This is a genomic window from Sphingomonas yabuuchiae (assembly GCF_014199595.1).
In the GTDB taxonomy this organism is placed as follows: Bacteria; Pseudomonadota; Alphaproteobacteria; order Sphingomonadales; family Sphingomonadaceae; genus Sphingomonas; species Sphingomonas yabuuchiae.
Genome location: NZ_JACHNX010000001.1, coordinates 267,959 through 285,390, shown reverse-complemented (window position 1 = coordinate 285,390; position 17,432 = coordinate 267,959). Strand labels below are relative to the sequence as shown.

Annotated in this window: 16 protein-coding genes; 7 read left to right on the top strand and 9 right to left on the bottom strand. The window is 66.9% G+C overall.

What is annotated here, in order from left to right; all coding sequences use genetic code 11:
- Positions 1-144: 144 nt before the first annotated feature.
- Complete coding sequence (locus tag GGQ89_RS01325) at positions 145-888, bottom strand: dienelactone hydrolase family protein (protein ID WP_184103492.1); 744 nt, start codon at positions 886-888, stop codon at positions 145-147.
- A 96-nt stretch (positions 889-984) separates the two neighbouring features.
- On the opposite strand from GGQ89_RS01325, the gene GGQ89_RS01320 reads away from it, so the two are divergent.
- The 3 genes from GGQ89_RS01320 to GGQ89_RS01310 all read left to right on the top strand — a co-directional run bounded on the left by GGQ89_RS01320 (position 985) and on the right by GGQ89_RS01310 (position 3,940).
- A complete protein-coding gene (locus tag GGQ89_RS01320; protein WP_184103489.1) occupies positions 985-1,602 on the top strand; it encodes a DUF2238 domain-containing protein in 618 nt (205 codons plus the stop codon).
- 294 nt (positions 1,603-1,896) lie between these two features.
- Positions 1,897-2,676 (top strand): SDR family oxidoreductase, encoded by a 780-nt coding sequence (locus GGQ89_RS01315; RefSeq protein ID WP_184103486.1) that lies wholly within the window; start codon positions 1,897-1,899, stop codon positions 2,674-2,676.
- 40 nt (positions 2,677-2,716) lie between these two features.
- Entirely contained in the window at positions 2,717-3,940 is a 1,224-nt protein-coding gene (locus GGQ89_RS01310; protein ID WP_184103483.1) for a threonine synthase, read from the top strand.
- 96 nt (positions 3,941-4,036) lie between these two features.
- Here the strand turns inward: GGQ89_RS01310 and GGQ89_RS01305 are convergent, their stop codons facing one another.
- From GGQ89_RS01305 to GGQ89_RS01290, 4 genes are all read right to left on the bottom strand, one after another.
- Positions 4,037-5,287 (bottom strand): SLC13 family permease, encoded by a 1,251-nt coding sequence (locus GGQ89_RS01305; RefSeq protein WP_206362794.1) that lies wholly within the window; start codon positions 5,285-5,287, stop codon positions 4,037-4,039.
- Positions 5,284-6,390, bottom strand: coding sequence for a metallophosphoesterase (locus GGQ89_RS01300; RefSeq protein ID WP_184103476.1), 1,107 nt, complete (start codon positions 6,388-6,390; stop codon positions 5,284-5,286). The genes GGQ89_RS01305 and GGQ89_RS01300 overlap by 4 nt, the downstream gene beginning before the upstream one ends.
- Positions 6,387-7,673: an MFS transporter gene (locus GGQ89_RS01295; protein WP_184103473.1), complete on the bottom strand. Its 1,287-nt coding sequence runs from the start codon at positions 7,671-7,673 to the stop codon at positions 6,387-6,389. Before GGQ89_RS01295 ends, GGQ89_RS01300 begins: the two co-directional genes overlap by 4 nt.
- A gap of 66 nt (positions 7,674-7,739) precedes the next feature.
- Positions 7,740-7,892 carry a hypothetical protein gene (locus GGQ89_RS01290; RefSeq protein ID WP_184103470.1) on the bottom strand — a complete coding sequence of 51 codons (153 nt, stop codon included), beginning with the start codon at positions 7,890-7,892 and terminating at the stop codon, positions 7,740-7,742.
- Between the two features lie 47 nt (positions 7,893-7,939).
- Between GGQ89_RS01290 and GGQ89_RS01285 the strand changes: the two genes are divergently transcribed.
- Together GGQ89_RS01285 and GGQ89_RS01280 are read left to right on the top strand one after the other, a co-directional pair.
- Positions 7,940-8,290: a VOC family protein gene (locus GGQ89_RS01285; RefSeq protein ID WP_184103467.1), complete on the top strand. Its 351-nt coding sequence runs from the start codon at positions 7,940-7,942 to the stop codon at positions 8,288-8,290.
- A gap of 101 nt (positions 8,291-8,391) precedes the next feature.
- Entirely contained in the window at positions 8,392-8,943 is a 552-nt protein-coding gene (locus GGQ89_RS01280; RefSeq protein WP_184103464.1) for a phosphoribosyltransferase family protein, read from the top strand.
- A 45-nt stretch (positions 8,944-8,988) separates the two neighbouring features.
- Here the strand turns inward: GGQ89_RS01280 and GGQ89_RS01275 are convergent, their stop codons facing one another.
- Complete coding sequence (locus GGQ89_RS01275; RefSeq protein ID WP_042490606.1) at positions 8,989-9,168, bottom strand: hypothetical protein; 180 nt, start codon at positions 9,166-9,168, stop codon at positions 8,989-8,991.
- 156 nt (positions 9,169-9,324) lie between these two features.
- On the opposite strand from GGQ89_RS01275, the gene GGQ89_RS01270 reads away from it, so the two are divergent.
- Positions 9,325-11,466, top strand: a complete 2,142-nt coding sequence (locus GGQ89_RS01270) for a TonB-dependent receptor (protein ID WP_184103461.1) — start codon at positions 9,325-9,327, stop codon at positions 11,464-11,466.
- Positions 11,467-11,598: 132 nt separating this feature from the next.
- Here GGQ89_RS01270 and GGQ89_RS01265 read toward each other — a convergent pair whose 3' ends face one another.
- Together GGQ89_RS01265 and GGQ89_RS01260 are read right to left on the bottom strand one after the other, a co-directional pair.
- Positions 11,599-13,362 (bottom strand): aspartyl protease family protein, encoded by a 1,764-nt coding sequence (locus GGQ89_RS01265; protein WP_240456561.1) that lies wholly within the window; start codon positions 13,360-13,362, stop codon positions 11,599-11,601.
- Between the two features lie 114 nt (positions 13,363-13,476).
- The gene (locus GGQ89_RS01260; protein WP_184103458.1) at positions 13,477-14,331 is read right to left on the bottom strand and encodes an MBL fold metallo-hydrolase; all 855 of its coding nucleotides are present in this window, start codon (positions 14,329-14,331) and stop codon (positions 13,477-13,479) included.
- Positions 14,332-14,493: 162 nt separating this feature from the next.
- Between GGQ89_RS01260 and GGQ89_RS01255 the strand changes: the two genes are divergently transcribed.
- Positions 14,494-14,892, top strand: a complete 399-nt coding sequence (locus GGQ89_RS01255) for a DUF4383 domain-containing protein (RefSeq protein WP_221238808.1) — start codon at positions 14,494-14,496, stop codon at positions 14,890-14,892.
- A gap of 6 nt (positions 14,893-14,898) precedes the next feature.
- Here the strand turns inward: GGQ89_RS01255 and GGQ89_RS01250 are convergent, their stop codons facing one another.
- Complete coding sequence (locus tag GGQ89_RS01250) at positions 14,899-17,337, bottom strand: PAS domain-containing protein (protein ID WP_184103452.1); 2,439 nt, start codon at positions 17,335-17,337, stop codon at positions 14,899-14,901.
- Between the last annotated feature and the right edge of the window lie 95 nt (positions 17,338-17,432).

Sequence of the window (17,432 nt, the reverse complement as noted above, 5' to 3'; positions counted from 1 at the left end):
GCGGAACGTCGCCGGAATGGCGAGAGGGGAGAGGGGGTGACATAGGCGGCGGATATCCTTCCCGCCCATATTGGTCAGAACCGGTTAAACTTCGGCAAACAAACCGGCTGCGTAACGGAACCGGTTGAGGCGCCCCTTCCTGCCTTAGCGTAGCGCGCGGGCGTAGAGCGCCAATGTCCAGCTCATCGCCTGGAGGAACAGCGCGGGGTCGTAACGCGGCCCCTCGTCGCGGAGAAAGGCGTGCTGCCCGGCGACCTCATGCCATTCATAGGAGGCGCCGACCTGTTCCAGCCGCGCGCGGATCGTCTCGCGCCCGGCATAGGGGACATGCGGGTCCTGCCGTCCCCAGACGAACATCGTCTCGGCCTTCAGTTCGCCCATGCGCGCCAGGCTGTCGTCGCAGCGTCCCTCGCCCAGCGTGCCCGAATGGATGTCGGTGGCATAGAAGCATGCCGCCGCGCCCACGCGCGGATCGAGCGCGGCGCGATAGGCCAGATGCCCGCCCAGGCAGACGCCGAACGTGCCGAGATGCCCGTTGCACGCGGGATGTGCGGCCAGCGCGGTCAGGCCTGCGGTCGCATCCGCGTCATAGGCGGCGACCGGCTTGGTGAACTTCAGGTCGTTGCCTCGGTCCGTGCCCGGCTTGTCATAGGCCAGCACGGTCCCGGCGGGTTCATATTCATGATAGACCTCGGGCACCGCGACGACATAGCCCTGCCCCGCCAGCATCGCCGCCAGCCGCCGGATCGGCGCGGTCACCTGATAGATTTCGGAAAATAGCAGGATGCCGGGAAAGCGTCCGTCGATGGCGGGGCGGAACAGGTGCATCCGCATCGTGCCGTTGCCGGGCACCTCGACATCCTGGGTCTCGTCGCTGCGTATGATCATGGCGGGCCTGTCCTGGTTGATGGCCTTGCCCATCGCATCCCGTTCGAGGCAGGGCAATCGGGTTGCGTGGACCACGGCCGTCGCTATCGTCGGGACATGTCGGGGAGCAGGATGCGGCTGGCGCTGTTGAGCGCGGTCTGGATATTGGGGCTGATCGCCTCGGGGTTGCATCCGTTCGACCGGGTGACCTGGTGGATGGAGGTCGCGCCGGTGCTGGTCGCGTTGCCCTTGCTTTGGGGATGGCGGCGGCGCTTTCCGCTGACCGGGCTGGCGCTGGTCCTGATCGGACTTCACGGCCTGATCCTGATGCTCGGTGGGGCATATAGCTATGCGCGCGTGCCGGCGGGGTTCTGGGTGCAGGATTGGCTGCATCTGGCGCGCAACCCCTATGACCGGCTGGGCCATTTCGCCCAAGGGTTCGTGCCCGCCATCGTGTTTCGGGAATGGCTGGTCCGGCGGGGCGGGCTGGGGCGCGGCGGGATGCTGACCTTCCTCGTGATCGCCTGCTGCCTGGCGGTGAGCGCGGCGTATGAATTGATCGAGTTCGGTGCGGCGATGGCGCTGGGCCAGGGCGCGGACGAGTTTCTGGGGACGCAGGGCGATCCATGGGACACGCAATGGGACATGCTGATGTGCCTCATCGGCGCGGTCGCGGCGGTGGTTACGCTGTCGCGGGTGCATGATCGGCAGATGGTGGGGATGGTGGAGCGGTGATTTGTTCGCGCGGAGGCGCGGAGACGCGGAGGAGTCTCGCCCAGCCGCAGGCTGCCTCCATTCACAACCAATCGACTTCGTCTTCCGATCGAGAGGGTGTGCGAAAGCGCGGCAAATCCAGTCACCTCCGCGTCTCCGCGCCTCCGCGCGAACAAAAAAGATGAAGCGCACACCGCTCCGTGGTAGACCGAGCCTACACTAGGAGTTCTCGACATGGTCCAGCGCCACCGCTGACGCGGCACAGGTTAATACGGCGGCACGCACCGCCCCCTGCCCATCATTTCGAGAGATTCTATGCCACGCTTGCAGAACAAGACGTGCGTCGTCACGGGCGCCGCGCGCGGGATCGGCCATGCCATCGCCCGCCGCTTTCACGTGGAAGGCGCAACCGTCATCCTGACCGATCGCGATGCCGACACCGGCCTCGCAGCGGCAGAGAGCATCGGCTGTCGCTTCGAGCCGCTGGACGTTTCGGAAGAAGCCGACTGGGCGCGCCTCTCCCGGGTCGTGCCCACCGCCGATGTCGTCGTCAACAATGCCGGGATCACCGGGTTCGAGGACGGCTATGTGCCGCACGATCCCGAACATGCGTCGCTGGCGGACTGGCGCGCGGTGCACCGGGTCAATCTGGACGGCACCTTCCTGGGCTGTCGCTATGCCATCGGCGCGATGAAGGCGGCGGGCACCGGCTCGATCATCAACATCTCTTCGCGCTCGGGCCTGGTCGGAATACCGGGCGCGGCGGCCTATGCCTCGTCCAAGGCGGCGATCCGCAACCACAGCAAGACGGTCGCGCTCTATTGTGCGCAGGCGGGGTGGAAAATCCGCTGTAACTCCATCCACCCCGCAGCGATCCTGACGCCGATCTGGGAGCCGATGCTGGGCGACGGCCCCGACCGCGCCGCAAGGATGGCGGCGCTCGTCGCCGATACGCCGCTCAAACGCTTCGGCGAACCGGACGAGGTGGCTGCGATCGCGGTCATGCTGGCCTCGGACGAGGCGAGCTATATCACCGGATCGGAGTTCACCATCGATGGCGGGCTGCTGGCCGGGTCGGCGGCGAGCCCGGGCTAAGCCTATGGTGTCGGGCGGTTTCGGCCGATAGGCTGGGGCCATGAATCGCAACCTCACCGAAGACCGCCCGACCTTCGTCACCCATCTGGAATGCTCGCTGACCGGCGAACGCTATGAGGCGGACCAGCTTCACGGCCTGTCGCGCGCCGGACGCCCGCTGCTGGTCCGCTACGATCTGGAGGCCCTGGGCCAGGCGGTGTCGCGCGACACCATCGCCGCGCGTGAGACGGACTTGTGGCGCTGGCGCGAACTCCTCCCCGTCCGGCGCACCGGGAGCATCGTCTCGCTGGGCGAGATCGAGACGCCGCTGATCCCCATTCCCCGCTCGGGCGGCGCATCGGTGCTGGTCAAGGATGAGGGGCGGCTGCCGACCGGGTCGTTCAAGGCGCGCGGGCTGGTCATGGCGGTGGCGATGGCGCGCGAACTGGGCGTCACCCGGATCGCAATGCCGACCAACGGCAATGCGGGCGCGGCCCTGGCCGCCTATGCCGCGCGCTGCGGGATCGAGACGGTGATCCTCTGCCCGGAGGAAACGCCGGAAGTGAATGTCCGCGAGATCGCCGCCCAGGGTGCGCGCGTCTGGCGGGTCAACGGCCAGATCGACGAGTGCGGCGCCATCGTCGGGCGCGGCGCGGCCGAGGGGCGCTGGTTCGACTTCTCGACGCTGAAGGAGCCCTATCGGATCGAGGGCAAGAAGACGATGGGGCTGGAACTCGCCGCGCAATTGGGGTGGGAGTTGCCCGACGCGATCTTCTACCCGACCGGCGGCGGCACCGGCCTGATCGGCATGTGGAAGGCGTTCGACGAGATGGAGCGGCTGGGCTGGATCGGCAGCAAACGCCCGCGCATGTATGCGGTACAGGCGAGCGGCTGCGCCCCCATCGTCCGCGCGTTCGAGGCGGGCGAGGAACATGCCGAACGCTGGGAGGATGCCGCGACGGTGGCGGCGGGGATCCGCGTGCCGAAAGCGGTCGGCGACTTCCTGATCCTGCGCGCGGTTCGCGAGTCCGGCGGCGCGGCGCTGGCAGTGGGCGACCCGGCGATCCTGAAGGCGGTGGAGGATTGCGCGAAGAAGGACGGCTTGTTGCTCTGCCCCGAGGGCGGCGCGACGCTGGCGGCGTACAACCAGGCGGTGCGCGACAATCTGGTCGACGAGGATGAGCGGGTCGTGCTGTTCAACTGCGCCACCGGGTTGAAATACCCGATGCCCGAGGCGGGGCAGTGGCTGGACAAGAACGGGGCGATCGATCTGGGGGCGCTTTGATTCCCTACCTCCGTTCAGCCTGAGCGAAGTCGAAGGCCAAGGGGAGACCGTCCCGCGTGCACTTCGACTTCGCTCAGTGCGAACGGAGGTGGGGCCTCACCCGATCAACAACCGAATCCCCAACGCCGCGAGCAACGCCAGCGGCATCGCCACCGCGCCGACCTTCAGGAAGGCGAGGAAGCTCACATCCTCCCCCTCGCGCCGGATCGCCTGAAGCCACAGGATCGTCGCGAGCGAGCCCGTGACCGACAGGTTCGGGCCGAGGTCGACACCGATCAACAACGCGTCGGTGACGATCTGCGGCGGATGCGCCTGCGCGATCGCACTGCTGGCGACCAGCCCGGCAGGCAGGTTGTTCATCGCGTTGCTGACAAAGGCCAGCGTCGTGCCCGACACCGCCGCCGCCCGCGTCGGATCGGCCAGCATGTCGCGAAGCCCCCGCGCCACCCAGGCGATCACGCCCGTCCGGTCCAGCGCTTCGACCAGCACGAACAGCCCCGCGACCAGCGGCAGCACGCCCCAGGACACCGACGTGGCCAGCGTCAGCGGCGAGCGCCCCGCCAGCAGCGACACGATCACCGCCGTCGCGATCCCCGCCAATGCGGTCGGCAGGCCCAGTTCGGCATCCAGCGCCGACACGACCAACAGGAGCAGCGCCGTCAGCACGATGCCCGCAATGGCCAGCTTGCCTCCCATCGACAGCGGGTCGCGAGTCACATCACTCTCGCAGTCCCCCGCGATCCGCGCCCGCTGGGTGAAGCGCAGCACCGCGAAGGTCACGAGGATCGACGCCAGCGATGGCAGCGCGAACGCCGCCATCCATGCGCCCAGCGGCGGCATGTGCCCGCCATAGAGGACGAGGTTCGCCGGGTTGGAAATGGGCAGCACGAAGCTGGCCGCATTGGCGATCAGCGCACAGGCGAACAGCAAAGGCAGCGGATCGGCCTTGGCCTTTTTCGCCGCGACGAACACGGCGGGCGTCAGCACGACGGCGGTGGCGTCGTTGGACATGAAGGTCGTGACGACCACGCCCGTCGCATAGACCAGCGCGAACAGCTTCGCGCGCGACCGGCCCGCCATGTTGACGGCGGTGGCGGCGATCCAGTCGAACGCGCCATGCTCGCGCGCCGTCTCGCTGAGCAGCATCATGCCGATCAGGAAGAGATAGACGTCGGTACCCTTCGCGATCGCCTGTCCCGCCTCATTCAGCGGCATCAGGCCGAGCACGATCAACAGCACCGCACCCGCCACCGCCCAGATCCATTCGGGCCAGCGCATCGGCCGCGCGATCACACCCGCAGTCGACAGCCCCGCAATCGCCCAGGTGGCTCCGTATGCCAGCGTCACCATCCGCACCCATTCTTGTTCGGCCCGAGCCGGGCACCATCGATCCCGGCGATAGGCCAGGCGCCGATCGCGTGGCAATCCTCGCCCGGTGCGACGGGCAGGCGGCGCTTCGGGATGGCATGGGCGTCGCGGACCAGACAGTCGATCCGGTCATAGCCTTCGCCGCAGCGGACTTCGATCGCGTTCAATCCCTCGGCCAGCGTCACGGTCGCCCGCCACAGGCCGTCCTCGCCCCGCGTCATCGGCGTGTCGCTATCGCCGACCCGCGCGACCGGCGTCGCATCCACACCGAACAGCCGAGCGACGATCTCGACCGCACCGGGCCGAGGCACCTGATGCGGGTCGGTCGGACGGGTGATGAGCCGGACATCGCCCGGCGACACGATCTGCACATGCGGCCAGGCCGCATCCAGCCGCCGGAAGCGCCAACTGACCACCCGGTCCTCAACACAGACGATGGTGAAGCCCGGTGCGCCGCCATCCTCCTCGATCTGCGCGGTCGAGCGGGTCGCGCCATAGATCACGCGGCCGTCGTTGAGCAGCTCGTTGTAATGGGTATGGCCGGTATCGACGAAGGCGACCTCGCCGTCGATGAATTGGCGCGCGATCAGGTCGCCGTCCGCCGCCAGATCGCCGGGATAGGCGTGCATGAAGACCAGCGGCACTTCGCCCGACGCCTTTGCCCGCGCCAGTTCCTCGGCCAGTTTGTTGCGGTGATGCATGGTCAGCCGGAAGTCGGGACCACCGGCCCCCGCCGACACCACGTCCAGGAACAGGCAGCGATGCCCGGCGATCACCTCCATCTCGGGCCGGTTGGCCTTGGGGATCGCCGCTTCGTAGTGGAACAGGTCGCCCGGCTCGAAATCATGGTCGCCCGGGATGATCCGCCATGGCAGCGACAGCGGCGCGAGCGCGTCGATCATCCGGGCATATTGCTCGCGCGTGCCGTGATTGGCGTTATCGCCGGGCACGAAGACGAAGTCCGCTTCGCCCATTCGCGCATTCACCTGCGCGACGATGGTCTTCAGCCGGTCGAGGCCCTGCCAGTCGTCCGCTTCGTCCAGATGCAGGTCGCCGATATGGACCCAGCAGATACCGCTCACGCCTGTGCCTCCTCGGGCTTGGCACCACCGGAGCAGGCGGGGCGCAGAGTCCCTGCAAAGCCGATCCACAGCCCCAGGCTCGCCATCGCGAAACCGCCGAGAATGTAGAAGGCGATGTGATAGCCCAGTTCCTGCGCCAGCCAGCCGCCGATGGCGGGCGACAGCGAGGCGCCGACGCCCTGGATGGTCATCACCGCGCCCTGCCCGACATTGACCCGGCCGGTGCCGCTGAGCAGGCAGGCGACGAGGCCGGGCACCGCGACGCTCTGAAGCCCCGCACCGATGCCGTCGAGCGCCTGGACCGGCCACACGCCCCAATGCTCGATGAAGGTGCCCGCCAGAAAGCCACGCAGGGGAAGGGCGGCGAAGGAGATCAGCAGGACCAGCCAGTAACCGCGCCCGGCGGCGACCTTCATCGCGACCAGGCTGGCGATGATCATCACCGCCTGCGCCACCATGACGGTGGTCGCGGTGAACATCGCCGCATCGCCTTTCCCTGCGCCGACCACCGCCATGCCATACAGCGGCAGCATCGCGCCGTTGCCGAGATGGAAGCAGGCCAGCGCCGCCGCCAGGATCAGCATCGGCTTGTTGGCGAGCAGTGCCTTGAAACCCTCGGCCTGGCCGCCTTCCTGATCGTCGCCGTCCTCATCCTCAAGCCCGCGCGCGGCGCGGTGGTCGATGGCGCGTTCGGGGATCGACAGGACCGAGATGATCGCCAGCACGCCGAAGGCGGCGGCCAGGAAGAAGATGGCAGGCATGCCGAACTTCCAGCCGAGAAAGCCGGAAAGCCCAGCGCCGACCATATTGCCCGCATGGTTCCAGGCCTGGTTGCGGCCATTCTGCGCGTTAAAGCCCTTTTGCCGGACGACGCCCAGCGTCATGCCGGTCACCGCCGGGCCGATCGCCGCGCCCGCAATGGCGGTCGCCACCTGGCTGACCCCGACGACGATGCCGGTCTGCGACCAGAGGATCAGGAAGGATGCCAGAACCGTGCAGATGCCGGTGATGACGACGACCCAGCGCTTCTTGTCGGTATGGTCGATGAACGCGCCCGCAGGCACCGTCATCACCATGCCCGCCACGCCGCCCAGCGTCATGACGGTGCCGATCGGCCCGGTCTGCCACCCGCGCTGTTGCAGGAAGACCCCCAGGAACGGGCCGATGCCCGCCTGCATATCGGCCATGAAAAAATTGAGCGCCTGCAACCAGCATGTCGCGCGGCGGCGATCGCCTTCGGACGATGGGGACGTTCGAGAATCGGGTAATGCCGCTGTGGCCATGATAGGTCTCCGCGAGATGCGGGGCCCAACCCAGCAATAGTTTGAAATATCCGTCGATCGTATGATTTATGTTTGGCGAACGATTGGCGGTAAAGTTATCCCGCTGTAGAACAAGGATAAACCTGCTACCAATTCAAATACCACGCAAGAATTCATGACAATAACTTCATGAGAAAGCGCCGGAACTTTTCGCCCGATCGTCGAAACGGCGATGGCCATGACTTCAGGATTCGGCACATCCCGTCGACCGCAAGGAAGGCATCAGCATGAACCACCACTGCGTCGCCATCGTCCCCGCCGACAACCTCGATGCCAGCACCGCCTTCTACGAACGGCTCGGCTTTTCGGTCGCCGCCGATTTCGGTCATTATCGCATCCTGGAGGACGGACGCGGCTGGCATCTGCACCTCAACCACATGCCGGGCTGGCCGGTGCGCACGGACGACAATCCGTTGGGTCTCTATCTCTATGTCGAGGATGTCGACGCGGTCGCCGAGCGGGTCCGCGACTGCATCATCGAGCCGGGCACGCCGCACGCCAAACCATGGGGCACCTATGAGTTCGCGGTCAGCGATCCGACCGGGGTTCTGGTGCGGATCGGACGGATCGTCGAATAGCGCCGTCCGCTTGCCCTGTCGGCCCGACCGCATCACATAGGCGGCCTGTCCGGATGCCGATGGCTATGTGCCCGGCCCCGCAACGATGATGGACGATTGCCGTGACCACCAAGATCTACCTGTCCGCCGACCGCCTGCTGGAGGATTCCTTCCGCCTGGCCAATCTGGTCTTCGACTCCGGCTTTCGCCCGACCCATATCGTCGGCATCTGGCGCGGCGGTGCGCCGGTCGGCATCGCGGTCCAGGAACTGCTCGAATATCGCGGCGTACAGAGCGACCATATTGCGATCCGCACCGCCTCCTATACCGGCATCGACCAGCAGGAGCCGCAGGTCCGCATTTACGGGCTGGGTCATCTGGTCGACGTCCTGAACCCGGAGGATCGTCTGCTCCTGATCGACGATGTGTTCGATTCCGGGCGTTCGGTCCGCGCCTTGCTGAAGGAACTGAGGCAGCGCTGCCGGAACAATATTCCGGACGAGGTCAAGGTCGCGACCGTCTGTTACAAGCCGTCACGCAACGTGACCGACCTGACGCCGGACTTCTTCGTCCATGAGACGAATGACTGGCTGATCTTTCCGCACGAGATCAACGGCCTGACCGAAGAGGAAATTCGCGCGCACAAGCACGGGGCCGCCATCATCCTGCGCTGACGATCGAGGCGCGGGCCGGGCGCGGACGGACTGCGCCCCGAAACCTCAGTGGAGCTTGGCGATCGACAGCCCGTCTTCCTTCGCCCGCGCCTTGACCGACTCCTCGCTGCGGGTCAGCGCCTTGGCGATGGCCTTCAGCGCCATGCCTTTCTTCGCAAGGGTGTGGAGTTTCTGAATCTCGTCCTGCCGCCAGGGCTGGCGGTGTCGTTCGAAGCGTTCGGCCATACCACCTTATAGCGCGCTCGCGGGCCCCTGACCATGGCGGCGCCCTGCATGATGGCCCGCTTACAAATGCGTCATGAACCCTGACCTGCCTTGCCATCCCATTGCGGCGCAGCAAGATAGCCCGATCGGGAGACGTTATAACATTTGGGGTTGTCGATGCGTTTTTGTGCTCTCCTCTGCTGTGTCGCGTCGTCCGCGATTGCTTTCCCTGCGCTGGCGCAGACCCGTGGCGTACCGACGCCCGATGCGGACGCCACCCCGGCGGCCACGGCGAATCAGCCCTCCGACATCGTCGTCACGGCCAAGCGGCTCGACACCGCGCGCGAGCATATCCAGCCCAGCCTGGGCGCCTCCAATTATGAAATCACCAGCGCCACGATCAAGGCGCTGCCCGGTGGCGAGAACCAGCAGTTCAACCAGATCCTGCTCCAGGCCCCCGGCGTCGTGCAGGACGGTTTCGGCCAGTTCCATGTCCGCGATGATCACAACGGCCTGCAATATCGCATCAACGGCACCATCCTGCCCGAGGGGCTGGCGGTGTTCGGCCAGACCCTGTCCCCGCGCCTGGTCGACAAGGTCAACATCCTGACCGGCGCCCTGCCCGCGCAATATGGCCTGCGCACCGCCGGGATCATCGACATCACCACCAAGAGCGGGCTGTTCGACAATGGCGGCACCGCATCGATCTATGGCGGCAGCCACAATACCATCCAGCCGAGCCTGACCTATGGCGGCTCTTCGGGAAGCACCAATTACTTCGTGTCGGGCGATTACCGGCACAGCGGGCTTGGCATCGAGAGCGTCGACGGCCGGTCGAACCCGGTGCATGACGATACCGACCAATATCAGGCCTTCACCTATATCGACCATATCCTGGACGACCAGAATCGCGTGTCCTTCGTCGGCGGCTATTCGAACCAGTGGTTCCAGATCCCCAACCCCGTCGGCCAGCAGCCGAGCGCCGGGTGGAGCGTCGGCGGCCAGACCGCCTTCCCCAGCGAAAAGCTGAACGAGACGCAGCTGGAAAAGACCGGCTTCGGCCAGGTCGCGTTCCTCCACGATGCCGAGCCGCTGACCGTGCAGGCCTCGCTCTTCGCGCGTTATTCGTCGCTGCGCTATCGCCCCGACATCCTCGGCGAGTTGCTCTATAACGGGCAGGCACAACAGGCGTATAAGCAGGACTTCGCGATCGGCGGACAGGTCGATGCGGTCTATCATGTCGGCGATGCGCACACGCTGCGCGGCGGCCTGCTGGTGACGCGCGACCGCTCGACCAGCGCGACGATGACCAATGTCTTCCCAGTCGACGGCAATGGTGCCCAAGCGGGCGAGCCGATCGCGATCGTCGACAATAGCGGCAAGACCGCGACCAGCTTCAGCGCCTATCTCCAGGACGAGTGGACGCTCCTGCCCAAGCTGACGCTCAACTATGGCGCGCGCTACGACCTGTATAACGGTTATCGGCGCGAGGGGCAGCTGTCGCCGCGCGTCAACCTGGTCTGGCAGCCGGGTGATATCTACACGCTGCACGCGGGCTATTCGCGCTATTTCGTGCCGCCGCCCTTCGAGCTGGTCGGCAATACCAGCATCGCCAAGTTCGTCGGGACCAGCGCCTATCCGGCCGTCACCGTCAACGACGTGCCCTATGCCGAGCGGCAGGATTATTTCGATGTCGGATTCCAGGCCAAGCCCAGCCGCTACTTCACCTATGGCATCGACGCCTATTACCGCATCTCGAAGAACCTGATCGACGAGGGGCAGTTCGGCGCGCCGATCATCCTGACGCCGTTCAACTACAAGCAGGGCCGCATCGGCGGGATCGAGGCGAATATGAGCTATGCCCGCGGCGGCCTGCTCGCCTATGCCAATTTCGCCGCCGCCAAGGCCAAGGGGCGCAGCATCGTCTCCAGCCAGTTCAGCTTCGGCCAGGACGATCTCGACTATATTGCGCGGCATTACATCTATCTGGACCACGACCAGACGTTCACCGGATCGGCGGGCCTGTCCTATGCCTTTGCGCAAGGGACCAAGCTGGGCGGCAGCATGATCTATGGTTCGGGCCTGCGCCGCGACGACGACGTCAATTCCATCCCCAACGGCGCCAAGCTGTCGCCCTATGCGCAGTTCAACCTGACCGCGAGCCAACATCTGGCGGGGCCGAACCTGGACATCCGGTTCGACGTCATCAACCTGCTCGACCACAAATATGAAATCCGCGACGGGACCGGCGTGGGTGTGGGCGCGCCGCAATATGGCCCGCGTCGCGGGTTCTTCGTCGGCGTGTCGAAGGCGTTCTAATGCCATTTTCCTCCCCTGTAGGGGGAGGTGGCAGGCCGCAGGCCTGACGGAGGGGTGTCACCCTATCGAGAGCGGGACACCCCTCCACCATGCTTCGCATGGTCCCCCTCCCCTTGCAGGGGAGGAATGCACTTAGCCGATCGCGTATTTCCTCATCCGCTCCGGCATGCGCTTGTCCAGCCCCGTCGCCAGCGTCCGGTCGCGCGCGGCCTCGGTCGTCATGCCCAGATGCGTCTCGGCGATCGAGCGTCCGTACAGCGCCCAGGGTCGCCTGGGATCGATCGCCAACGCGGCGTTGAAATCCGCAAGCGCGGCCCGGTCGTCCTTCTGGCGGAGATGGATGAAGGCCCGGCTGTCGAGAAAGCTCGGGTCGCCGGGGATCGCGTGGACGGCGGCATTGCAGTCGCCCAGCGCCTTGTCGAGATCCTTGTCGGCCAGCATCCGCGACCAGCACCGGCCGTTCTGCGCACTGCTGCGATGCGAGTCGTCACGATGCGCGGCCATCCACAGATCATATTGCGCGATCGCCGCATCGAAGGCGTCCGCCCCCGAATAGAGCCGCGCCATCTGAAGCCGTACGGCGTCCTCGCGCGGCAACTGCCCGTTCAGCAGGTCGAGATCGGTGATCGTCCCCGCCGGATTGCCCGCGCGCAGCCGCAGCTCGGCGCGGATCAACCGCGCCTGCGTATCGGCCGGGTCGAGCGTCAGCGTGGTGTTGAGATCGTCGATCGCCAGCACCGGGCGATGCTGGTCCAGATAGGCGAGCGCGCGCTGGCGGGGAAAACGCGGGTCCTTGGGCGCCATCGCGATCGCCTGCGTAAAGGCGTCGATCGCATGGGGCAGGTCGTGCTGGGTGACGAACATCGCGCCGCGACGGCTGTAACCCTCGGCATCGCCTGGCGGCGCGGCCTCGGTGGTGGATTGTGCGACGACAGCCGCCGTGCCCGGATCGGCATGCGCCACCGCATCGAACAGTCGCCCGCCGCTATAGGTGAAATAGATGCGGTGCTGGAGATTGGAGACATAGAGCCGGTGCGACACGAAGAAGTCCGCGCCCAGCAGCATGTCGGTCTCCAGCGGCCCCAGATCGGCGATGTGGAGCCGCACATTGTGCAGTTCCTCATTGCCGATCTTCAGCAGCTTGAACCGCGCGGTCCAGCCCTGGACGACATGGCGGCCCAGCCCACGCTCCCATCCCGCCGCCTCGACGCCCGGATCGCCGGGATGGACGCCCGCCCGGGCGGCGGCACGCAGGCTCAGGACGGTCTGCGCGGCGCCGGTGTCGAAGGTCGCGTTCAGCTTCGCGCCGTCCAGCTCGACCGTGCCGACGGTGTGGCTGTGCGCCTGATCCTTGGTCTCGATCGGGATTTCGAAATAGGGCTTGCCGCCGGTCCAATAGGCCATGGAGGCGTGTGCGCAGCCACTGGGCCTGAACAGGCGGACCATGCCGCCGGGCAGGTCATATTCGACATCGCTCAGACCCAGGACGTTCTGGCCGAGCAGGCCGGTCTGTCCGACATCGCTGCCGCTGACGATGAATTGGATGTTCGGGATGTCGGCCCCGGCCAGCGTGAAGTGCTTGACCGTGGCGACGGTGGCGTCCGAGCTGCCGCCGATCCCGTTCACCCGGAAGCCGAAGGGCAAGGGCTGTTCCGGCAGGCCCAGTTCGCGTGCGACGGGAGGCGAGATGTTGCTGTAAAAGGCCCCGCTGTCGAGGATGAAGGGGGCGGGCTTGCCGTTGATCCGGGTCTCGACCACCGGGCGCAGGCCCTGCATCGTGACCGGGATCGCCGCCATCTGGCCGACCTTGCACGTCTCCGCCATGGCCGGACTCGCCGCCGCCCCGGCCCACAGCGCCGCGACCATGATCCGCCTGCGCCCTGCCCCCTTCACCATGCCACCATCCCCATGCCAGCTATAGGGGCCGAGCATATCAGCGCAGGGCGCGGGACAGGATGACGCGGGCCTGACATTCTCGAAATGCGGGGCCGTTTCCCGCCAGCTATTCGGCTATAGCGGATGCCCGTCGCGACAGCGTTCCCATTCCACCGGGTCGTGCGCGCAGGCCATGGTGACGCTGTCCCGCCGTTCGATCGACAATGCGCGCAAGCGGGCCTGGTTGGTCATGCGCGCGGTGGCGTCGACCTCCATCAGACGCTGGTACGCGCGCAGGCCGGGCGTGCAATGTCGCCGGGCGCTGCGCATCTCGCCCCGGTAGAAATAGGCGTCGCCCGCATGGAGCAGCCAGCGCCCGCCCGACTGGCGGATCGCGACCCCGGAATGGCCCCATGTATGGCCCGGCAGCGGCACCATCAGAATCTCGGGCGGCAGTCCGGCCAGATCGCGCACTGCGTCGAAGCCGAACCAGGATTCCCCGCTGGCGGTATAGCGCCGCCAGCGATCCACCCCGTTCCATTGCGGCGGACGCCAGCGGTTGCGCGCGACGATGCCGTCATGGGGGCCGGTCGCATCGTCATATTCGCGGGCCATGACGTGCACGGTCGCGTGCGGAAAATCCTCCAGCCCGCCCGCATGATCGAAGTCGAGATGGGTCAGAACGATATGCCGCACGTCGTGCGCGGTATAGCCCAGCGCCTCGATCTGGCGGATCGCCGTTTCCTGCTCGCGCAGCCGGATGTTGAGCATCGCGCGCCACGCCAGGGGGATGCGCGGTTCGGGACGGCGATGGGGATGCGCCACATCGCGTAGGCCGAAGCCGGTATCGACCAGCACCAGCCCGTTCGCCTCGGTCTCGATCAGCAGGCAATGGCAGACGAGCTGGCCGATCGGGCCCCGGCTGCGTCCGTCGAAAAGCGCCCCGCCCAATGGGCAGTCGGTGCCACAGTTGAGATGGTGAATCCGCATATCCCCTCAACCGGACGACGCAAAGGACGGTTCCTTATTCCGTTCTCTTCCAATCAGTTAAATCGACTCATCTGGATCAGGGGCGGGGAACAAGCCCCCCGCCGGAGACGCTGGGACAGGCAACGCCACAGGAGCACCCCCATGTCGGTCAGACATTTTGCCATGATCTTCGGTATCGTCTTCCTCCTCGCGGGCGCGGCGGGGTTCGTGCCCGGCCTGTCGCCCACGCACGTCCATCCGGGGGTCAGCGTCACCGCCTCGTCCCGGCTGGCGCTGGGGCTGTTTCCGGTGAACATCCTGCACAATCTGGTCCACCTCGCCTTCGGCCTGTGGGGCGTGCTGGCGGCGCGCCGTATCCCGGCCGCCTTCGGCTATGCCAAGGGGGTAGCGATCATCTATGCCGTGCTGACGGTGATGGGGCTGATCCCGCTGACCGCGACGACCTTCGGGCTGGTGCCGCTTTATGGCAACGACATCTGGCTGCACGCGCTGCTGGCGCTGGTCGCGGGCTATTTCGGTTTCGTCCACCGCGAGCATGTCGTGAACGGCACGCTGCGGTAACAGCGGTCAGGCCACCGCCTCCGGCGCGTTGGTGAATTGCGCCAGCATCTGCGCCAGTTCCTGTTTGCGGAACGGCTTGGTCAGACGCGGCATGGAGGGCTCGACCCCTTCCGCCTCGGCATAGCCCGAGACCAGCAGGATCGCGACGCCCGGCCGCCGTGCCTGGACCAGCCGGGCGAGATCGGTGCCCGACATGCCGGGCATCAGATGGTCGGTGACGAGCAGGTCGAACGCCGTGTCCGCCTCGACCAGCCGGACCGCTTCCTCGGCCGAGCCCGCCTCGATCACCGCATAGCCCAGGTCGCCCAGCATATCGGCGGTGCTGTGCCGCACCAGTTCCTCGTCATCGACCAGCAGCACCCGGCCGCTGCGCTTCGCGGGGCCCGCACAGGCCGGGCCCGCTGCGGCGACGGGTGAGGCCGACCCGCTGACCGGCAGGAACAGCGCGACCCGCGTCCCCTGCCCCGGGACGCTCTGGATATCGAGCGCGCCGCCGAGCTGCGAAGCCAGGCCATGGACCATCGACAGGCCAAGCCCCGTGCCCTTGCCCACGCCCTTGGTCGAGAAGAACGGCTCGACTGCGCGCGCCAGCGTGGCGGCATCCATGCCGCTGCCCGTATCGGCGACCGACAGGCAGATATAGTCGCCCGGCGCGCCATCGGTGCCCGCGTCGCGCCGTGACGCCGTGATGCGTAGCGTGCCGCCGTCCGGCATCGCGTCGCGTGCATTCACCGCCAGGTTGAGCAGCGCCATTTCCAACTGATTGGGATCGGCATCGGCGGGCGGCAGGCCGGGGGCGATATCGACCTCGACCGCGATCTGCGGCCCCGTGGTGCTGGCGACCAGATCGCTCATGCCCGCCACCAGCTGGGCCATGTCGACCGGGATCAGCTGAAGCGGCTGGCGCCGCGCAAAGGCGAGCAACCGCTGGACGAGCGTGCGGGCGCGCTCAGCGGACTGCGCCGCGCCCGCGATCAGCCGCTGTTCACGCGCGCCGCCCAACTGTTTGTGCTGCAACAGGTCGAGCGTCCCGACGATCGGGGTCAGCAGATTGTTGAAGTCATGCGCGACGCCGCCGGTCAGCTGGCCCATCGCCTCCATCTTCTGCGCCTGACGCAGCGCCTCCTGCGCCTCGACCAGCTGTGCCTCGCGACGCAGGCGCTCGGTCACGTCGGTGACGAACTGGTACAGGCCGACCTGCGCACCCGCCTCGTCCAACAGGGGGTGGAAGCTGATCTCGTAACAGGGTCGGTCACGGTCGGGATCGCCGAACTCCTGAACGACGGTCAGGCGCCCGCCGTCCATGGCCCGCGTCCAGGCCGCGCGCACCTCCTCGCGGAGCACCGGCTGGTCGTCGAGCAGCGCCAGCATATTGTCGCCGGTGTGCGGGCGCACGCCGAAGACCCGCTCGAACTCGGCGGCATTGGCGGCGTTCAGCGCCAGGATGTTGAAATCCAGGTCGATCGCCATGACCATGATGTCGGTATGTTCGACCAGCTTGGCCAGCATGTTGCGCTCGGCGGTCCGCTCGGCCACCCGCTGCTCCAGCGTGGCGTTCAGCTCGCGCAGCCGGTCCTCGGCCACCTTGCGGTCATGGATGTCGACCGACGATCCGAACCAGCGGACGATCTCGCCGGTGCGCGGGTCGCGATAGGGGTGAGCGAGGTCCAGGAACCAGCGATATTCCCCCGCGGCCGAGCGGATGCGGTGCTCGGACCGGTGCACGCCTTCGCTGTCGCGGGCCGCCTGGAACGCCGCGACGACATGCGGGCCGTCGCCGGGATGGATGAAGGCCCCCGCAATCTCCGCCGGGGACAGCGACTGGAAGGCGGCGCCGGTATAGTCGGAGAATTGCCGGTTCAGAAACTCCATCCGCCCTTCGGCATCGGCGATCCAGATGATCTGCGGCACGGTGTCGACCATCAGCCGGAACCGCGCCTCGCTCTCGACCAGCGCGGCGCGGGCGGTGACATGGCCCGTCGTCTCGGCCAGCACGCACAGCACGCCGCCGGGCCGCCCGTCCTCGTCGATGACCGGCGAGTAATCCAGGTTCATCCATACCTGTTCGGGCACGTCGTTGCGGTACAGGGTCAGTTCCTGATCCTGATAGCGCAGCGTCCCCCCCGCCAGCCCGACGCGCATGACGTTGTCGTTGAAGTCGGCGACCTCGGGCCAGCCCTCGCGCACCGGCGATCCCAGCAGCTGGGGATGCCGCTTGCCCGCAAAGACCGCATAGGCGTCGTTATAGAGCATGACGCCGCCCTCGCCCCACAGCATCACCATCGGCACGGGCGAGCGCAACAGAATCAGCGTGGCGGTGCGCAGCGGCGCGCTCCAGCCCGTAATCGGCCCTAGCGCCGTTTGCGACCAGTCACGCTCGGCGATCAGCGCGCCGCACATCCCGCCGCTGTACAGGCTGTCGCGAAAGCCGGGGGCGGTCGTCATGAGTGGGTGCAATCCTCCAGGGGCGCGACCGACAGAGCCGGGCGATGGTCCCGACGCTAGACCAAATTCCCGCGCCATGCGACGGATTTCAGGTC